Source organism: Phycisphaerae bacterium, assembly GCA_035275405.1.
Taxonomy (GTDB): domain Bacteria; phylum Planctomycetota; class Phycisphaerae; order UBA1845; family UTPLA1; genus DATEMU01.
The window spans coordinates 382,298-398,271 of record DATEMU010000003.1; the positions used below are offsets into that span (position 1 = coordinate 382,298).

The following is a 15,974-nucleotide window of genomic DNA, read 5'->3' on the forward strand; positions in this document are numbered from 1 at the left end:
ATTACGAGAAAGAAGCAAAGACCGTAATGCCCGGTTCCCGCCGGAGAACTACGGTGTCCCTCTTGACAAACCAAATAGTTTGTATATACAATAACATCACGGCGGCATGAAGTGGGAGCCGAGCCTATGCAAGCGATGATTAACAAGGTCGCCAGTGAGTGCGTTGCCGTTCGGCTACGCATGCTGAATCGCGTCATCACCAACATCTATGACGATGCCATGCGGTTGCTCGACCTGAAGGTCAGCCAGATGAATATTCTGGTCGCCGCCGCCAAGATGGGGACGGCTCGCCCCATTGAAGTTTGCAAACATCTCCATCTCGATGTTTCCACCCTCAGCCGCAACGTCGAACGAATGAAGGCTCGTGGCTGGCTGGAAGTTGTGCCCGACGAGGATGGCCGCTCTCAGCCTTTTCGCCTGACAACGCAGGGACGCAAGCTCCTGGAAAAGGCACTTCCGGCCTGGAGCGAGGCGCAACAGCAGGTTAAGAAGGTTTTTGGGGATGGGTTCGTAGAGCAGTTGAACCAAGCCATGAAGCGAGTCAGCAAAGGGGCCGCAGCAAAGTGACTTTTTTTTCACATATAGTTGCATATACAACAAGGAGACAGCCATGAAGCTCGAAGAACACCCGACCGTGCAGCGGATGCACCTCAAGGTCGTACCTTTCGATCCGCCGAAGAAGGAGTCGCTGGATGCCAGTTGGCTGAAGCAACTGGTTCTTGATGCAGGCGCCGATGACGTGGGATTTGTGGAGATCGGTAGACCCGCTTTGGACGATCAGCGCCAAAACATTCTCCAGGCGTTCCCCCACACTAAGACACTGATCAGCTTCGTGGTTTGCATGAATCGAGAGGCCATTCGGACACCGGCTCGCTCGGTCTCCAATAATGAATTCCACCATAGCGGGGATGAGGTCAATGACATTGCCCGGCGCGTGGTTCAGACTCTGGAAGACCGCGGAATCCGAGCAATGAACCCAGCGATGGGCTTCCCGATGGAGATGGATCGGTTCCCCGGCAAGGTTTGGGTCGTGTCACACAAGCCGGTCGCAGTGGCGGCAGGGCTGGGAATGATGGGCATTCACCGCAACGTGATCCATGAGAAGTTCGGCAATTTCATCCTGTTGGGGACCATCCTGTTGGATGCCGAGGTTTCAGAGTCCAGCCAGCCGATCAATTACAACCCTTGTCTGGAATGCAAACTGTGCGTGGCCGCATGTCCTGTGGGGGCCATCTCGCCGGAAGGGGATTTTAGCTTCTCGGCCTGTTACACCCATAACTACCGAGAGTTCATGGGCGGCTTCACCAACTGGGTCGAGCAGGTAGCCGACAGCAAAAACGCCCGCGACTACCGCCGTCGGGTCAGCGATGCGGAGTCGGCCTCGATGTGGCAGAGCCTGTCCTACGGCGCGAACTACAAAGCGGCTTACTGCCTGGCGGTCTGCCCAGCGGGAGAAAACGTCATCGGACCGTACATCACCGATCGGAAGGCACATATCAAAGAAATCGTGCGGCCGCTTCAAGAGAAGGAAGAGACGGTTTACGTCACCAAAAATTCCGACGCTGAGGATCATGTCGCGAAACGGTTCCCCCACAAGAAAATCAAGCACGTAGGCAACAGCCTGCGGCCGAACACCATAGGGGTTTTCCTCAGCGCAGTGCCGCACGTCTTCCAGCCGGGAAAGTCGGCGGGATTGAACGCCACTTTCCACTTCACCTTCACCGGCCGTGAGCAGCGGCAGGCAACGGTCGTGATTCAAGAACAGAAGGTCAGCGTGAAAGAGGGGCATATCGGCCAGCCCGATCTGCACGTTACCGCCGACTCGCAAGCGTGGATCGGCTTTCTGAGGAAGGAAAGAAACGTACTGTGGGCACTGCTGCGGCGGAAGATTCGGCTGGATGGCCCATTAAAGCTGCTGGTGGCGTTCGGAAAGTGCTTTCCCCAGTAAAGGTGGAGCGGATTACGGGTTTCTTCGTAGCAGCCGTAGCCCAGGGCCTCGAATCAGATGATGTCGTGCTGGGCCCAGAAGGGCTGTTGGACGCCTTGCAAACGCTGGCGAATCGGCTATAGTGAAGGGCTCGAAATCGATTTAGGACATCCCGCATCGAAGGTGTATTATGCCCCGTGTCTGTCACTTTACCGGCAAGCGAACCACCACCGGCCGCCAGTATACCCACCGCGGCAAGGCCAAGTACCTGGGCGGCGTCGGCACCAAGGTGACGGGCAAGACGAAGCGGAAGTTCAAACCGAACATCCAGCGGGTGCGGGCGGTTATCGACGGGCAGATTGTACGAATCAAGGTGTCAACCAAGGCGATCCGCATGGGGCTGATCAGCAAGCCGATGAAGCGGAATTACAAGCCTGAGGCACAAGCCGCCAGCGCCTGATACACTGGCGCCCATGTCCGCGAAGATAGACCCCGAAAAAGTCCGGCATATCGCCCACTTGGCGAGGTTGAAATTGTCCGAGGAGGAGATTGCGCGCTTCGGGGCGCAGCTCGGCGGGATTCTCGAATACGTTGAGAAGTTGAACGAGGTCGATGTGACCGGCGTGGAGCCGACGGCGCATCCGCTGGACGTGTGCAATGTCCTGGCGGACGACGTACCCGCCGCGTCGCTTGGCGTGGAAAAGGCCCTGGCCAACGCTCCGTCGCCGGCGCCGCCGTATTTCAAAGTGCCGAAGGTGCTGGATCAGGAGACGGCATGAGCGGCTCGGCTACCGAACAAATCGGCGCGGCGCTGGAGCGGATCGCGCGGGTCGATCCACAGCTTCGATGTTGCCTGAGCACGCTCGACGATGATGCGAAGCGGCGGGCGGCGGCGCTCGATGGACAGCCCCAGAAGTCGGGGCCGCTGTTTGGCGCGCCCATTGCGGTGAAGGACAATATCTGCACCGCCGCGGGAACAACGACCTGCGGGTCGAAGATCCTGGCGAATTATCGCTCGCCCTACGACGCGCATGCCATAGAGCGACTGCACGCGGCCGGGGCGGTCATTGTCGCCAAGACCAATCTCGATGAGTTCGCCATGGGCAGTTCCACCGAGAACTCCGGGTTTTTCACGACGAAAAACCCCTGGGATCCCGAGCGCGTACCGGGTGGGTCTTCCGGCGGATCGATCGCGGCCGTTGCATCGCGGATGGTCCCGTATTCGCTGGGTAGTGAGACCGGCGGGTCGGTGCGGCAGCCGGCATCGTTTTGCGGTGTGTGCGGGTTGAAGCCCACGTATGGACGCATTTCGCGCTACGGGCTCGTCGCCTTTGCCAGCAGTCTGGATCAGATCGGGCCGGCGGCGGTGGATGTTCGGGGCGTGGCGGAGCTAATGCGTGCGATCGCCGGTCGCGATCCGCGCGATTCGACGAGCGTCGACGAACCGGTGCCCGATTACGTCGCGATGCTGGATGAGCCGGTTGGAAAGATGCGGATCGGCTTTGCCCGCGAGTATTTCGGCGAGGGATTGCACCCGGAGACGCGCCAAGCGGTTGAGGCGGCGATTGAGGTTTACAAGAAGCTGGGGGCGGAGGTCTTTGAAATCTCGCTGCCGCACAGCCCGTACGTCATCGCGTGTTATTACCTCGTCTGCACGGCGGAGGCGTCGAGCAACCTGGCGCGATTCGACGGTGTCCGCTATGGCCATCGAGCCGCGAATCCCACCGACTACATTGATCTGTATAGCGCGTCGCGCGAGGAAGGCTTCGGCGCGGAGGTCAAGCGGCGGATCATGCTGGGGACATTCGCGCTGTCCAGCGGGTATTACGACGCGTATTACCTCAAGGCCCTTAAGGTACGGACGCTCATCAAGCGCGACTTCGTCGAGGCTTTCAAAAAGTGCGACGTAATCCTCTCGCCGACGACGCCGACGCCGGCGTTTAAGCTCGGCGAGAAAGCGGATGACCCGCTGGCGATGTACCTCGCGGATATCTACAACTGCGCCGCGAACCTCGCGGGTATCCCGGCGATCTCGATTCCGTGCGGATCTACTGCGTCAGGCCTGCCGATCGGGTTGCAATTGATGGGCCCGCATTTCGGCGAGGGGCGGGTACTCCAGATCGCCAACGCCTACCAGGAGGCCACGTCGCATCATCATCGCCAACCGCCGATTTGCGCGAAGTAGTTATCCGGGGTAATGGCCCTTCGAATTTAGACCTCCCCCTTGAGTCTCCGGGTCATCAACTCGGTCAGTGTCGCGATCACTTCCTTGCCTTCGAAGAGCACGCCGTGGACCGCCTCGGTGATGGGCATTTCCACGCCGTGCCGCTGGGCAAGTTGGTGGACGCTCTTCGTCGTGGGGATGCCCTCGATGACCGATGGCGTCGACCCAATCACGTCTGTGACCTTGCGGCCCTGGCCGATGAGCTGACCGGCCGAGCGATTGCGGCCCAGTGGCGAGACGCAGGTGGTGACGAGATCGCCCAGACCGGCGAGACCGGCGAAGGTGTCGTGCTGGGCCCCCATGGCGACGCCGAGGCGGGTTATTTCGACGAGACCTCGCGTAAGCAGAGCGGCTTTGGCGTTGTCCCCGGCCTTCAGGCCGTCGATGATGCCCGCGGCCAGGGCGATAATGTTCTTGGCCGCGCCGGCGATCTCGACTCCCAGCAGGTCGTCATTCGTGTAGACGCGGAACCACTGCGAAGAAAAGGTCTCTTGGACATTGCGGGCAAGTTCGAGGTCGTCGCTCGCGGCCACGACGGTGGCGGGCATGCAGCGGGCCAGTTCCGCGGCGATGCTGGGCCCGCTCAGAGCGGTCACGGACACGGGCCCGACGCACTCGCGAATGATCTCACTGGGCCGCATCAGTGTTTCGTTTTCGATGCCCTTGGCGACATTGACGACGGGCGTGCCGCGCGGGAATGCGGGGGCGATCCGCTGCCAGACGCTGCGCATGAACTGACAGGGAACGGCCGAGACGACGACCTCCGCGTTCGCGAAAACCGCCGCGGCATCCGTCGTGAAGGACACCCGATCGGGGATCTTCAGCCCCGGCAGATAGCGCCGGTTCTCGTGCGTCGCCTTCATGGCCTCGACGTTCTGCCGGTCGTTGCCCCAAAGGCGGACACGGACGCCGCGGTCCGCGAGCATGACGGAACAGACGGTGGCCATCTGACCGTCGCCGATCATGGCGACTTGTTCGAACATGGGGGCATTATCGTTTAATGGGCAGCAAACTCAACCGTGGCTTGGCGGCATAATTGAGCGATTTGTTACCGTCTAGTCCGTTGCGGCTGCATGATCTCGATGAACCGCCGGGCGGGCGGGGAGAGGAAGCGGTCTTTGCGCGTGACGACGCCGTACGTGCGGCGCTGGAAATAGGCGTTGAGCGGGACTCGCGCGAGCCGCTCTTTGCCCGTCAGGCATATGCTGGTAACGATCGAGACGCCCACGCCCATCTGCACGTATTTCTTGATGACCTCCCATCCGCCGGCCTCCAGGCCAATCTCATAATTGAGCCCGCGCTTTTTGAAGGCCTCGTCCACGAGCCGCCACGTGGTCAGGGCCTTGGGCGGGAGGATCAACGGGTATTGGCTGATGGCTTCCAGCGTCACGCCGCGACGCTTGGCCAGCGGATGACGGGGCGCGGTAATAAGCACGGGATCAAACGTAAACAAAGGCTGATAAATAATGTCGTCGGGCTGGTCGAGCATCGAGCCAACCGCGAAATCGACGTCGCCGGATCGGAGCATCGCCAGCCCATCGCGGCCGGGGACGTTGTGCAGCTTCACCTCGACGCGGGGGTGCGCCCGGGCAAAGCGCTGCACAAAGCGGGGCAGGACATAGAGGATCGTGGCTTCGCCGGCGGCGATGTCGAGTCGGCCGGTCTCGACGCGATCGTGCCGGGCAGTGAAGGCCTCGTGGAGGGAATCCATGGCCTCGACGAGCGGGGCGGCGAGCTTGAAGAGGGCCTGACCGTCGGCGGTGAGCGTGATCTTCGGTCCGCGTCGGGCGAAGAGCGTGGCGTGAAATTCGCGTTCCAGGGCCTGGATTTGAAGCGAGACGGAGGGCTGGGTGAGGTCCATCCGCTGCGCGGCGCGGGAGACGCTGCCCGCCTGGGCGGCGTAGCAAAAGCCCCGCAGTTGTTGCAGGCGGTTCTGTTTGTAGTAGTGGGTGGCGGTTCGGGTCGGCATGGCGGGCGCTCCTCAACTATTAGTATTACTAATATTATTTATTGAAATGATTGATTTGTCAAATACTTACACTTCCGGTAAGGATCAGACAGGTGTTCGTCAGGTCTCCGTGGAGGGGATGGGTGGGGGTTTCGTACGCGCGAGGTCCCCGGATTCGTGTTTTTTGGAAAGAAGGAGCTGCGGCATGGCGGCCACGGCACAAGCGAGCAGAGACGCAGGCGTGCGCATCAACGGGCGCGTGACACCGGAATACGCGGCGATTCTTTCGCCCGAGGCTCTGGAGTTCGTCGCCTCGCTGCATCGCGCGTTCTCGGACCGGCGCAATCAATTGCTTGAGCAACGCCGGCGTCGCCAGGCGGAGATAAACGCCGGACGAATGCCGGATTTCCTGCCCGAAACGCGCACCATCCGGGAAGGGGATTGGCGGATCGCCTCGATTCCAAAAGAGATCGAAGACCGCCGCGTCGAAATCACGGGGCCCGTCGAGCGCAAAATGGTCATCAACGCCCTGAATAGCGGGGCGAAGGTCTTCATGGCGGATTTCGAGGATTCCCACAGCCCGACGTGGGACAACACACTTCAAGGGCAGATCAACCTGTGCGACGCGGTGCGGCGGCGCATCTCGTATGTCAGCCCGGAGGGCAAGAACTACAAGTTGAACGACCAGACCGCGGTGCTCTTCGTCCGTCCGCGCGGCTGGCACCTGCCGGAAAAACACGTCCTCGTCGACGGCCGACCGATCATCGGCGGGCTCTTCGATTTCGGGCTGTATTTTTTCCACAACGCACGGGAGTTGCTCGACCGCGGCACCGGGCCATACTTCTATTTGCCCAAGCTGGAATCCCATCTGGAGGCGCGGTTGTGGAATGACGTTTTCGTCATGGCCCAGGAAACGCTCGGCATCCCGCGGGGGACAATCAAGGCCACGGTCCTGATCGAGACGATCCTCGCCGCGTTTGAGACAGAGGAAATCCTGTACGAACTGCGCGACCATTCCGCGGGGCTCAACTGCGGTCGTTGGGACTACATCTTCAGCTTCATCAAGAAGTTCAGCCGCCGGCCGGATTACGTCCTGCCCGACCGTGCGCAAGTGACGATGACCGTGCCCTTCATGCGGGCCTATTCGCAGCACGTGATAAAGTCGTGTCACCAGCGCGGGGCGCACGCGATGGGTGGCATGGCCGCGCAGATTCCAATCAAGAACGATCCGGCGGCAAACGAGGCGGCCCTCGCCAAGGTCCGTGCCGACAAGGAGCGAGAGGCAGGCGACGGTCACGACGGCACGTGGGTCGCGCATCCGGGACTCGTGCCGATCGCGATGCAAGTGTTCAACGCGAAGATGCCGACGGCGAATCAGATCGCGCGGCTGCGCGAGGACGTAAACGTGACGGCGGTGGACCTACTCGCCGTGCCGTGCGGGGAGATCACCGAAGCCGGTCTGCGGACAAACGTAAACGTCGGCGTGCAATATCTCGAGGCGTGGCTGGGCGGGAACGGCTGCGTACCGCTCTACAACCTGATGGAGGATGCGGCGACGGCGGAGATCTCGCGGACGCAGATCTGGCAGTGGATTCACCACGCGGGCGGCACGCTGACCGACGGGCGAAGGGTGACAGCGGAGCTGTTTCGCAAGGTCATGGAAGAGGAATTGGCGAAGATCCGCGCGGCGCTGGGGGCGTCGCGTTTCGATAACGGCTGTTTCAAGCGGGCGGCGGAGTTGTTCGACCGGTTGTCCACGGCGGATGAACTGGCGGATTTCCTGACGCTGCCGGCGTACGAGTACTTGGATTAACGAACCGGCTAATAACCTGTTCCACACTTGGGAGGGACTCAAATGATTCGCGATACACGAGATGAGGCGGCGGCGATGGAGCGGCAGTGGAAAGCTGATGCACGCTGGCGCGGGATCATTCGCCCCTACTCGGCGGCCGATGTCATGCGGTTGCGCGGGACCGTCGTCGTGGAACACACGCTCGCAAGGCTGGGCGCTGAGCGGCTGTGGAAGCTTCTGCACAGCGAGCCGTACATCGCCGCGCTCGGGGCGATGAGCGGCAACCAGGCCGTGCAGCAAATCCACGCCGGTCTCAAGGCCATCTACATGAGTGGCTGGCAGGTCGCGGCCGACGCCAACCTCTCCGGTCAGACCTATCCGGACATGAGCCTGTACCCGGCCAACAGCGTCCCGACTCTCGTGCGGCGGCTCAATGCCGCGCTCATGAGGGCGGACCAGATCGCGCATTCGGCGGGCAAGAACGGAACGTACTGGTTCGCACCGATCGTCGCCGACGCCGAGGCCGGCTTCGGCGGCAATCTCAACGCCTTCGAATTGATGAAGGAGATGATCGAGGCCGGCGCGGCGGGCGTGCACTTCGAGGACCAGCTTTCGTCGGCCAAGAAATGCGGCCATATGGGCGGCAAGGTCCTCGTGCACACGGGCCATGCGATCGAGAAGCTCATCGCTGCGCGGCTCGCGGCGGACATTCTCGACGTGCCGACGATCATCGTCGCCCGGACCGACGCCGACAGCGCCAAGCTCATCACCAACGATAGTGACGAACGGGATCATCCCTTCCTGACCGGCGAGCGGACGGTCGAGGGGTTCTTCCGCCTGCGCGGCGGGCTGGATTGTGCGATCGCCCGCGGGCTGGCGTACGCCCCTTACGCGGACTTGGTCTGGTGCGAGACGGCACATCCCGATTTGGAGGAGGCGCGGGCATTCGCCGAGGGGATTCATGCGAAGTATCCCGGCAAGCTGTTGGCGTACAACTGCTCGCCATCGTTCAACTGGAAGGCCCAGCTCGACGACGCGACGATCGCCAGGTTCCAGCGGGAGCTGGGGGCGATGGGCTACAAGTTCCAGTTCATTACCCTGGCGGGCTTCCACGCCTTGAACCTGACAATGTTCGAGTTGGCCCGCGAGTACAAGACCGAGGGGATGTCGGCGTATGCCCGCCTGCAGTCCCGCGAGTTCGAGTGCGCCGAGAAGTATGGTTACTCCGCGACGACGCACCAGAAGTTCGTCGGCACGGGCTACTTCGACGAGATTGCTACGCTGATCACCGGCGGCTCGGACGAGACAGCGGCGCTGGCGCATTCGACGGAGGCGGAGCAGTTTGGGCCGTGCGCGGGGAAGGCGGCTCCGTAAAGACGCCGCCACGCAGTCTCCTACTGGATGAGGAGTCTATCGACGAACAACGGCACGTCGGATGCATCGACGGCGCCGTCGTCGTTCATATCGTACGCACAATAGCCGCGTGTCATCGGACCGCGGTTGAGGATGGAATCGACGAACCGCTGAAGATCGGCGCCATCGGACGTGTCATTCAAGTCCCCGTCACCGGTGTTCGAAGAAAGGACATAAAGAAAAGCGTCGTAGCTTTGCGTCTCGCCACACGGACCCATTACGGTTACGTCGTAGCGCGCGGCGTCGGTTCGAACCACGCGCCCAAAATGAACGTGGCGGTGGTCCTCGCCCTCCATCAATACACCGTTTTTCCGCCATCGGTACCCGAGAGGCTGACGGCCAGTCACTTTGACGGAAAGGCTCGTAGGTTCTCCGGCGCAGACAATTTGAGTGACCGGATGTCGTGTGATGACGGGCTTCGGTCCGTGAAGTGACCACTTGGCGATCCCCAACGACTCTTTGTCCCCCGCTCGACTGAAGAAGCCTCCGACATACAGCGCCGGGCCGAGAGAATCCGGGAATTCAGTCATCGCATAGACCGGGTTCGAATACTCGTCTCCTCCAATTCCTCCTTCGAGTACGGACCATTCGGCTCCGTCCCACTTAGCGATGTTGTGCGTGGCCAGCGGCCCCGCGGAGTCAAAGAGGCCGACGACGTAGAGCGCGAGTCCGTTCCCGTCGTCAAAGACGCTTAACGCCGTGACAATACCAAAGTCCCAACCTGAGTACTGTACACCGCCGCCCACGTCCGACCACTCGCCGTCCTTCCATCGGGCGAGGCTGTTAACTGCCGCGTTTCCGGCCTGCGTGAAGAAACCGCCAGCGTAGAGGGCGGGGCCATCGCCATCGTCAAACACCGCAAGGGCCCAGACCTCGGCGTAATCGCCGGGAATGCCGCCGCCGACGGGCGTCCACGTTTCGTCCTTCCACTTGGCGATGTCGAGAATGGGTGTGGCGCCCGAACTGTTGAAGTTTCCGGCGGCGTAAAGGGCGGAACCGGTCCCGTCGTCATGAATGACCAGAGCGCGGACACCCTGAAACTCGTCGTTGCCTTGGTTGTCGCCCTGGAATCCTTCGCCGACGGCGGACCACGCATTACCATCCCAGCGCGCAATTTTGTCGGCCGCCAAACCACCGGCAAAAGCGAAACTCCCGCCGACGTAGAGTGCGCGCCCAGTTCCGTCGTCGTATACGGCCAGTGATCGCACTTCATTCCCCAGACCGGTGACGCCGCTCGAGAGCGGCGTCCACGTTGTTCCATCCCATCGGGCAATTGAGTTTGCGGAGATTCCTCCTGCACTTTCGAAATCCCCGCCAACGTAGAGCGCGGAACCCGATCCATCGTCAAAAGTCTCAACCGCGTACGCAACGGAATGCTCTTCCGAGAGCCCGCCGACAAGCGACGACCACGCTTCACCGTCCCAACGCGCAATGTGATTGACCCTCAGACCTCCCGCCCATAGAAAATCGCCCCCGGCGTAAAGGGCGGGTCCCTGGCCATCATCAAAGCGCTTGAGTGAATAGATGATTCCCCCAAAGTCGTATGGCCCGTATTCTACGCCGCTGCCAAGCCTCGACCATTTTGAATGCCGCCATCGAGCCATGTGTGCGGTGTAAACGCCACCGGCGTAATAAAAGTTACCGGCCACAAAAAGCGCAGGGCCGGTACCGTCATTGTATTCACATAAGGACAGGGCCGACGCGTTAAGGCCGCTTTGAAGAGACAGCCAATCGCTGCCGTTCCACTTGGCGATTCGTCTGACAGTATTCCCATTTGCAGCAACAAATGTGCCGGCCGCATAAAGGGCTGGACCGGTACCGTCATCATGGCTGCAAAGGGAATTCACCCTATCGTCCATGCCGCTGCCGAGTGCCGACCATGCGTTGCCGTTCCATTTGGCAATTCGGTTGCCGCTGAACCCGCCCGCCTCCGTAAAATCGCCGCCGACGTATAACGCTGGCCCCGATCCATCATCGAAAGAATAAAGACATCGAATCTGGCCGTTCGTGCCGTTAAGCGGTCCCTCACCGACACTGCTCCACGCCGCCCCGTCCCACTTCGCAATGTTCCGGACACTGACCCCCCCAACATTGGTGCGGCTACTGGCCACGAAAAGAGAGGGCCCCGTCCCGTCGTCGAACACCGTCATGGCACCGAAGCCCATCGTTTCGGCTTCGACGAGAGATTCCCAGCTCGTCCCGGTCCACTTCACTATCGTCAACTTGAAATTCGAACTCATACGTGCGCTGGCGTAGAGCGCCGGGCCGTGGCCATCGTCGAAGACGGCGAGGGCACCGACCGACCGGAGCCCATCTCCGACATGTGACCACGTCTTTCCATTCCATTTGAATACCCCGCGCATTTCAATGCCGCCGGCATACGTAATATCACCGCCTGCGTACAGCGCCGAACCCGTTCCATCATCAAAGACGGCGAGAGCGACGACGGGTTCAAATCCTCCGACCGGACCATCTCCGAGACTCTGCCACTCGGTGCCGCTCCACTTTCCGAGGTAGGCGGTACCGACGTGAGGATCGTAAAAACTTCCCGCGGCATAAAGAGCGGGCCCGAAACCGTCGTCGAAGACGATCATGGCGCGAACGTTACTCGGGGTTGGCCCAAGATCGTGGAACTCAGAAGCCCAATCATACTGGCACTGCGCGCGCAAGTTGGCGTTGTATAGCAGCCCAGTGGCAACCGCTCCAAGCATGAGAATTCGCAAGATTCCGACCACTATGTTTCTCCGAACTGGCTGGACCCCGATTCGAGCACCAAAATAATGGAGTCTTCGCCAGCTTATGAACACCAATACTCACCAAGTTATTCCTGATTGTGGGGGCAAACCAGCAGGATAGGCCGCCGGCTCGGTTTTCCAATAGAATGCCCCCATGTCCCTCCCCATCGTCGCCATCGTCGGCCGGCCCAACGTCGGCAAGAGCAGCCTCCTCAACACCCTCGCCGGCAGGCGGATCAGCATCGTCGATCCGACGCCGGGGGTGACGCGGGATCGCGTCTCCGCCGTCTGCGAGGTGGACGATCGCTACTTCGAGTTGATCGATACCGGCGGGTACGGGATCGAGGATGCGGACGACCTGACGGCGCATGTCGAACAGCAGATTCAACTGGCGATCTCGGGTGCGTCGCTCATCCTCTTCGTCGTGGATGTTCAGCAGGAGATCACACCGCTGGATTCAGAAGTGGCGCGGTTGCTGCGCGGCGGTAAAGGTGGTGCGCAACAGCCCAAGGCGCCCGTACTCCTTGTCGCCAACAAGGCGGACATCGACCAGCACAAGTTGCAGGCGGGCTCGCTGATCAAGCTCGGCTTCGGCGAGCCGATTTGTGTCTCCGCCCTTCATGGACGGGGACGGCGCGAACTCCTGGAGACGATCATCGAGCGCTTGGGCGATGAGGCGGGCGAGGAGCCGGTCGCGCCGGTCATGCGGGTGGCGATCATCGGCAAACGCAACGTCGGCAAGAGCACGTTCATCAACGCGCTAGCGGGGGAGGAGCGGGTGATCGTCAGCGAGGTGCCCGGCACGACGCGCGATTCGATCGACGTTCGCTTCGAAATGGCCGGTCAATCGTTCGTCGCCATCGACACCGCGGGCGTCGGCAAGAAGGCGCGGCTCAAGAGCAGCGTCGAGTTCTACGGCTACACGCGGGCGCTGGCTTCGATCCGCCGGGCGGATGTCGTACTCTTTCTCATCGACGCCACCGCCGACATCAGCGACGTCGACAAGAAGCTGGCGCGGATCGTCATCGACGAATTCAAACCGTGCGTCATCGTCGTGAACAAGTGGGACCTCGCCAAGGGCCGCGCGGGGGCCGAGGATTACGGCGAATACCTGACGAAAGTCATGCCCCACATGGCGACCGCCCCGATCGCCTTTACGACGGCGACGGTCGGCAAGAACATCCGCGCGGCCATCGAGACCGCCCAGGGGCTTTTCAAACAGGCCCGGCAGCGCGTCACGACGGGGCAGCTCAACCGGGCCATCGAGGAGACGCTGGCGGCCTATCAGCCGGTCGCCAGCAAGCACGGGGCGCAGCCTAAAATCTACTATGCGACGCAGATCAGCACGTGCCCGCCGACGATCGTGCTGTTTGTGAATAACCCCGCGATCGTGCGGGAGCAGTACCGGCGGTTCGCGGAGAACCGGATTCGCGAAACTTTACCCTTCGAGGAGGTGCCGGTACGATTCGTCTGGCGGGCGAGGAAGAGCCGGGAAGTGGCCAGCGGGTAATGCCGACATGCGGCTGTGGCGGCGGGCGACCCTGCCGGCCGTAGAATTGAAAATCGACACAGGTCAATAACCTGTGCCACTAAAAACATGGCCATCGAATTTCATTGCAATCACTGCAACCATCAGATCAAGGCGCCGGATGAAGCAGCGGGGCGGCAGGGGAAATGTCCGCACTGCAATGGCGTCAACTATGTCCCCCGCCCAATGACGCCCGATGAAGGCGAGTTGGACCTTGCGCCGTTGGACGATGAGGAGGAGAAGAAGCGCCAAAAAGCGTCGCGGGAAGACGCCGCCTACCAGTGGAAACTCCTGCACGAAAAATCGATCCCCGGCGACATGCCGGGTAAGGGCGTCAAGCGGGCGTCCACCGGCGCATCGTCGGCGCCGCCGCCGCCCTCCAGGCACATCGCCTCGCTCATTGTGCGGTTTGTCGAATCGATGAGCGGCGGAAAGCTTCAACAGGCCGACGAAGTGGCCAATCAACTGGCAGGCCATCGGATGCAGGCGATGTCGATGCTGGATGAAATGGCCGCCGAGGATTTGACCGCTTACGGATTTCCGACACTGCCGCGACCAGTACTCCAGGGTTTTCTCAAGCAGCTTCGTGGCCGGTTGTAGGGCGGGTTGCCCCGCCATCTGGATTAAACCGCGGACGGAGCCCGCCCAACACCCTGAGCGGGGCCCTATAAGCAACCTTCCGAATGGACGCTGGAATGACACCGGGCTGTAGGAATAAGATCAGAATGGGGTCTTCTTTACCGAGGCGCGGCCGAGCGTGAAACCGACGGTCCAAAATGAAGCAAACTTGGCGCCGGATCGGCGCGTGGCCGTCGTCTGCCCGGAGTGTAAGCAGGGCTACAAAGTCGCCGCACGGCTCCTCGGCCGGCGAATGGTTTGTCGACATTGCCGCACTGAATTTCGCGCGGTGGAGAAAGACTCGAACGGCGCCAAAGCGGCGGTCGTTGCCAAAAGTGAGCCGCCGTCGGATTCCGGCAAGGCCGTGCTGCCCGGCGACGCGCTGCCGTCGGCCGGTTCGCGGTCGATCGCGATCGATACAAGCTGGGCGGGCCAGATTCTCGGTCGCTACAAGGTGCTTTCCATCCTGGGCCAGGGCGGCATGGGCGTCGTCTGGCGCGGCCACGACGATAAGCTCAAGCGCGATGTCGCGCTGAAAATCCTGACGAAGACCAATAAGGATAAGGGCAGCGGCCACATCGGCGGCCTCTCCGCCGATCTGTTCATGCAGGAAGCGCGGGCCGTCGCCAAGCTGCAACACCCCGCCGTCGTCTCGATCTTCGAAGTCGCCGAGGACCAGGGACAGGTCTTCCTCGCCCTGGAATTGATGGAAGGCGGCACGCTCAAGGAATTCGTCGAGCGGATGGGCCCGATCCCGCCGCGGCAACTCTTCGACTGGATGGTCGGCCCGGTCAAGGCGCTGGCCCTGGCGCACAAGCGCGGGATCATCCACCGCGACGTCAAACCCGGCAATCTCATGTTTGACGATCATGGGCACCTCAAGCTGATGGACTTCGGCCTCGCGGACGTGAGCCACGAGGAGACGAGCGCCAAGCTTCGCGGCAAGGCGGTCGGTTCCCTGGGCTGGATCGCGCCGGAGACCGCCCGCGGCAAGAACACAACCCCGCTCAGCGATATCTACTCGATGGGGCTGGTACTTTTGTACGCGATGCGCGGCCGGCCGTGGATTCACGCCGATTCCCGCTCCAAGCTCGTCGCCATGCACCAGAATCCGCCGGCGCCGGATTTTTCAGGGATCAAGGGGCTGACCGCCAAAGGGCAGGAGGTCCTGCGGCGCTGCCTCGCTGTCGAGCCGTCGGAGCGCTACCAAAGCGCCGACGAACTCGTCGCCGCCATCAAGCTGTGCGCCGACGAAGACCCCGTCATGCGTTCGCGCGAGCGCGTCAGCCATGCAGGCATTGCGATTTGCGGCGCGGTCATCGGCGTCCTGCTGGGCATCGCCGCCGTGCTCTACTACTTCCTCAACCTCAACGACAAGCTGGATCAGATGCGCCAACCGGCGATTCAGTTCCCGGATCGGCCGGCCTCTCCCGATGCGGCGCCCGCCGAGGAAACCAAACCCAAGTCCGAACCGGCGCCCAAGCCGACCGCCGCCGCGTCGTCCGAGCAGAAGTTCGCGACCCTGGAAGAGGCGAAGGTCCCGTGGCCTCAGGTGCCGAACCTGGTGGATCCCGCCAAGGTTCAGTTCGTGGGAACGAAGAACGGCGCGGTCTTCCATTCCGCCGCCAGCGATTGCGGACGCAGCGTCTTCGCCTCCAATCTCGTGATCTACGAATCGGCGGAGAAAGCCGTCGCGGCGGGGCGGCGACCCTGCCCGCGCTGCAAGCCTGCACCGCAGGCGCACGCCGACGTGGTACTCGGGAACGACGAATAGCAGCTATTGGGGATT

General features: G+C 61.7%; 13 protein-coding genes. 10 read left to right on the plus strand and 3 right to left on the minus strand.

Annotated features, from left to right (window positions below; translation table 11 throughout):
* The first annotated feature begins 126 nt into the window (after window positions 1-126).
* The 5 genes from VJZ71_03515 to gatA all read left to right on the plus strand — a co-directional run bounded on the left by VJZ71_03515 (window position 127) and on the right by gatA (window position 4,112).
* A complete protein-coding gene (locus VJZ71_03515) occupies window positions 127-567 on the plus strand; it encodes a MarR family winged helix-turn-helix transcriptional regulator (GenBank protein HKQ47123.1) in 441 nt (146 codons plus the stop codon).
* A gap of 76 nt (window positions 568-643) precedes the next feature.
* Complete coding sequence (locus tag VJZ71_03520; protein ID HKQ47124.1) at window positions 644-1,948, plus strand: SCP2 sterol-binding domain-containing protein; 1,305 nt, start codon at window positions 644-646, stop codon at window positions 1,946-1,948.
* 169 nt (window positions 1,949-2,117) lie between these two features.
* On the plus strand, window positions 2,118-2,387 hold the full coding sequence (gene rpmB, locus VJZ71_03525; protein ID HKQ47125.1) for a 50S ribosomal protein L28: 270 nt from the start codon (window positions 2,118-2,120) through the stop codon (window positions 2,385-2,387).
* Window positions 2,388-2,400: 13 nt separating this feature from the next.
* Entirely contained in the window at window positions 2,401-2,706 is a 306-nt protein-coding gene (gene gatC, locus VJZ71_03530; protein ID HKQ47126.1) for an Asp-tRNA(Asn)/Glu-tRNA(Gln) amidotransferase subunit GatC, read from the plus strand.
* Window positions 2,703-4,112, plus strand: a complete 1,410-nt coding sequence (gene gatA / locus VJZ71_03535) for an Asp-tRNA(Asn)/Glu-tRNA(Gln) amidotransferase subunit GatA (protein HKQ47127.1) — start codon at window positions 2,703-2,705, stop codon at window positions 4,110-4,112. The genes gatC and gatA overlap by 4 nt, the downstream gene beginning before the upstream one ends.
* A 26-nt stretch (window positions 4,113-4,138) precedes the next feature.
* Here gatA and VJZ71_03540 read toward each other — a convergent pair whose 3' ends face one another.
* Together VJZ71_03540 and VJZ71_03545 are read right to left on the minus strand one after the other, a co-directional pair.
* Window positions 4,139-5,134, minus strand: coding sequence for an NAD(P)H-dependent glycerol-3-phosphate dehydrogenase (locus VJZ71_03540; GenBank protein ID HKQ47128.1), 996 nt, complete (start codon window positions 5,132-5,134; stop codon window positions 4,139-4,141).
* Between the two features lie 65 nt (window positions 5,135-5,199).
* Window positions 5,200-6,120 (minus strand): LysR family transcriptional regulator, encoded by a 921-nt coding sequence (locus VJZ71_03545; GenBank protein ID HKQ47129.1) that lies wholly within the window; start codon window positions 6,118-6,120, stop codon window positions 5,200-5,202.
* A gap of 184 nt (window positions 6,121-6,304) precedes the next feature.
* On the opposite strand from VJZ71_03545, the gene aceB reads away from it, so the two are divergent.
* Window positions 6,305-7,912 carry a malate synthase A gene (aceB, locus tag VJZ71_03550; GenBank protein HKQ47130.1) on the plus strand — a complete coding sequence of 536 codons (1,608 nt, stop codon included), beginning with the start codon at window positions 6,305-6,307 and terminating at the stop codon, window positions 7,910-7,912.
* A 42-nt stretch (window positions 7,913-7,954) separates the two neighbouring features.
* Window positions 7,955-9,265 carry an isocitrate lyase gene (gene aceA, locus VJZ71_03555; GenBank protein ID HKQ47131.1) on the plus strand — a complete coding sequence of 437 codons (1,311 nt, stop codon included), beginning with the start codon at window positions 7,955-7,957 and terminating at the stop codon, window positions 9,263-9,265.
* Window positions 9,266-9,285: 20 nt separating this feature from the next.
* On the opposite strand, the gene VJZ71_03560 is transcribed toward aceA, so the two are convergent.
* The gene (locus VJZ71_03560; GenBank protein ID HKQ47132.1) at window positions 9,286-11,898 is read right to left on the minus strand and encodes an immunoglobulin domain-containing protein; all 2,613 of its coding nucleotides are present in this window, start codon (window positions 11,896-11,898) and stop codon (window positions 9,286-9,288) included.
* A gap of 295 nt (window positions 11,899-12,193) precedes the next feature.
* Between VJZ71_03560 and der the strand changes: the two genes are divergently transcribed.
* The 3 genes from der (at window position 12,194) to VJZ71_03575 (ending at window position 15,959) form a co-directional block, all read left to right on the plus strand.
* A complete protein-coding gene (der, locus tag VJZ71_03565) occupies window positions 12,194-13,549 on the plus strand; it encodes a ribosome biogenesis GTPase Der (GenBank protein HKQ47133.1) in 1,356 nt (451 codons plus the stop codon).
* A gap of 87 nt (window positions 13,550-13,636) precedes the next feature.
* Window positions 13,637-14,167, plus strand: coding sequence for a hypothetical protein (locus VJZ71_03570; protein ID HKQ47134.1), 531 nt, complete (start codon window positions 13,637-13,639; stop codon window positions 14,165-14,167).
* 157 nt (window positions 14,168-14,324) lie between these two features.
* On the plus strand, window positions 14,325-15,959 hold the full coding sequence (locus tag VJZ71_03575) for a protein kinase (GenBank protein ID HKQ47135.1): 1,635 nt from the start codon (window positions 14,325-14,327) through the stop codon (window positions 15,957-15,959).
* Window positions 15,960-15,974: the final 15 nt, after the last annotated feature.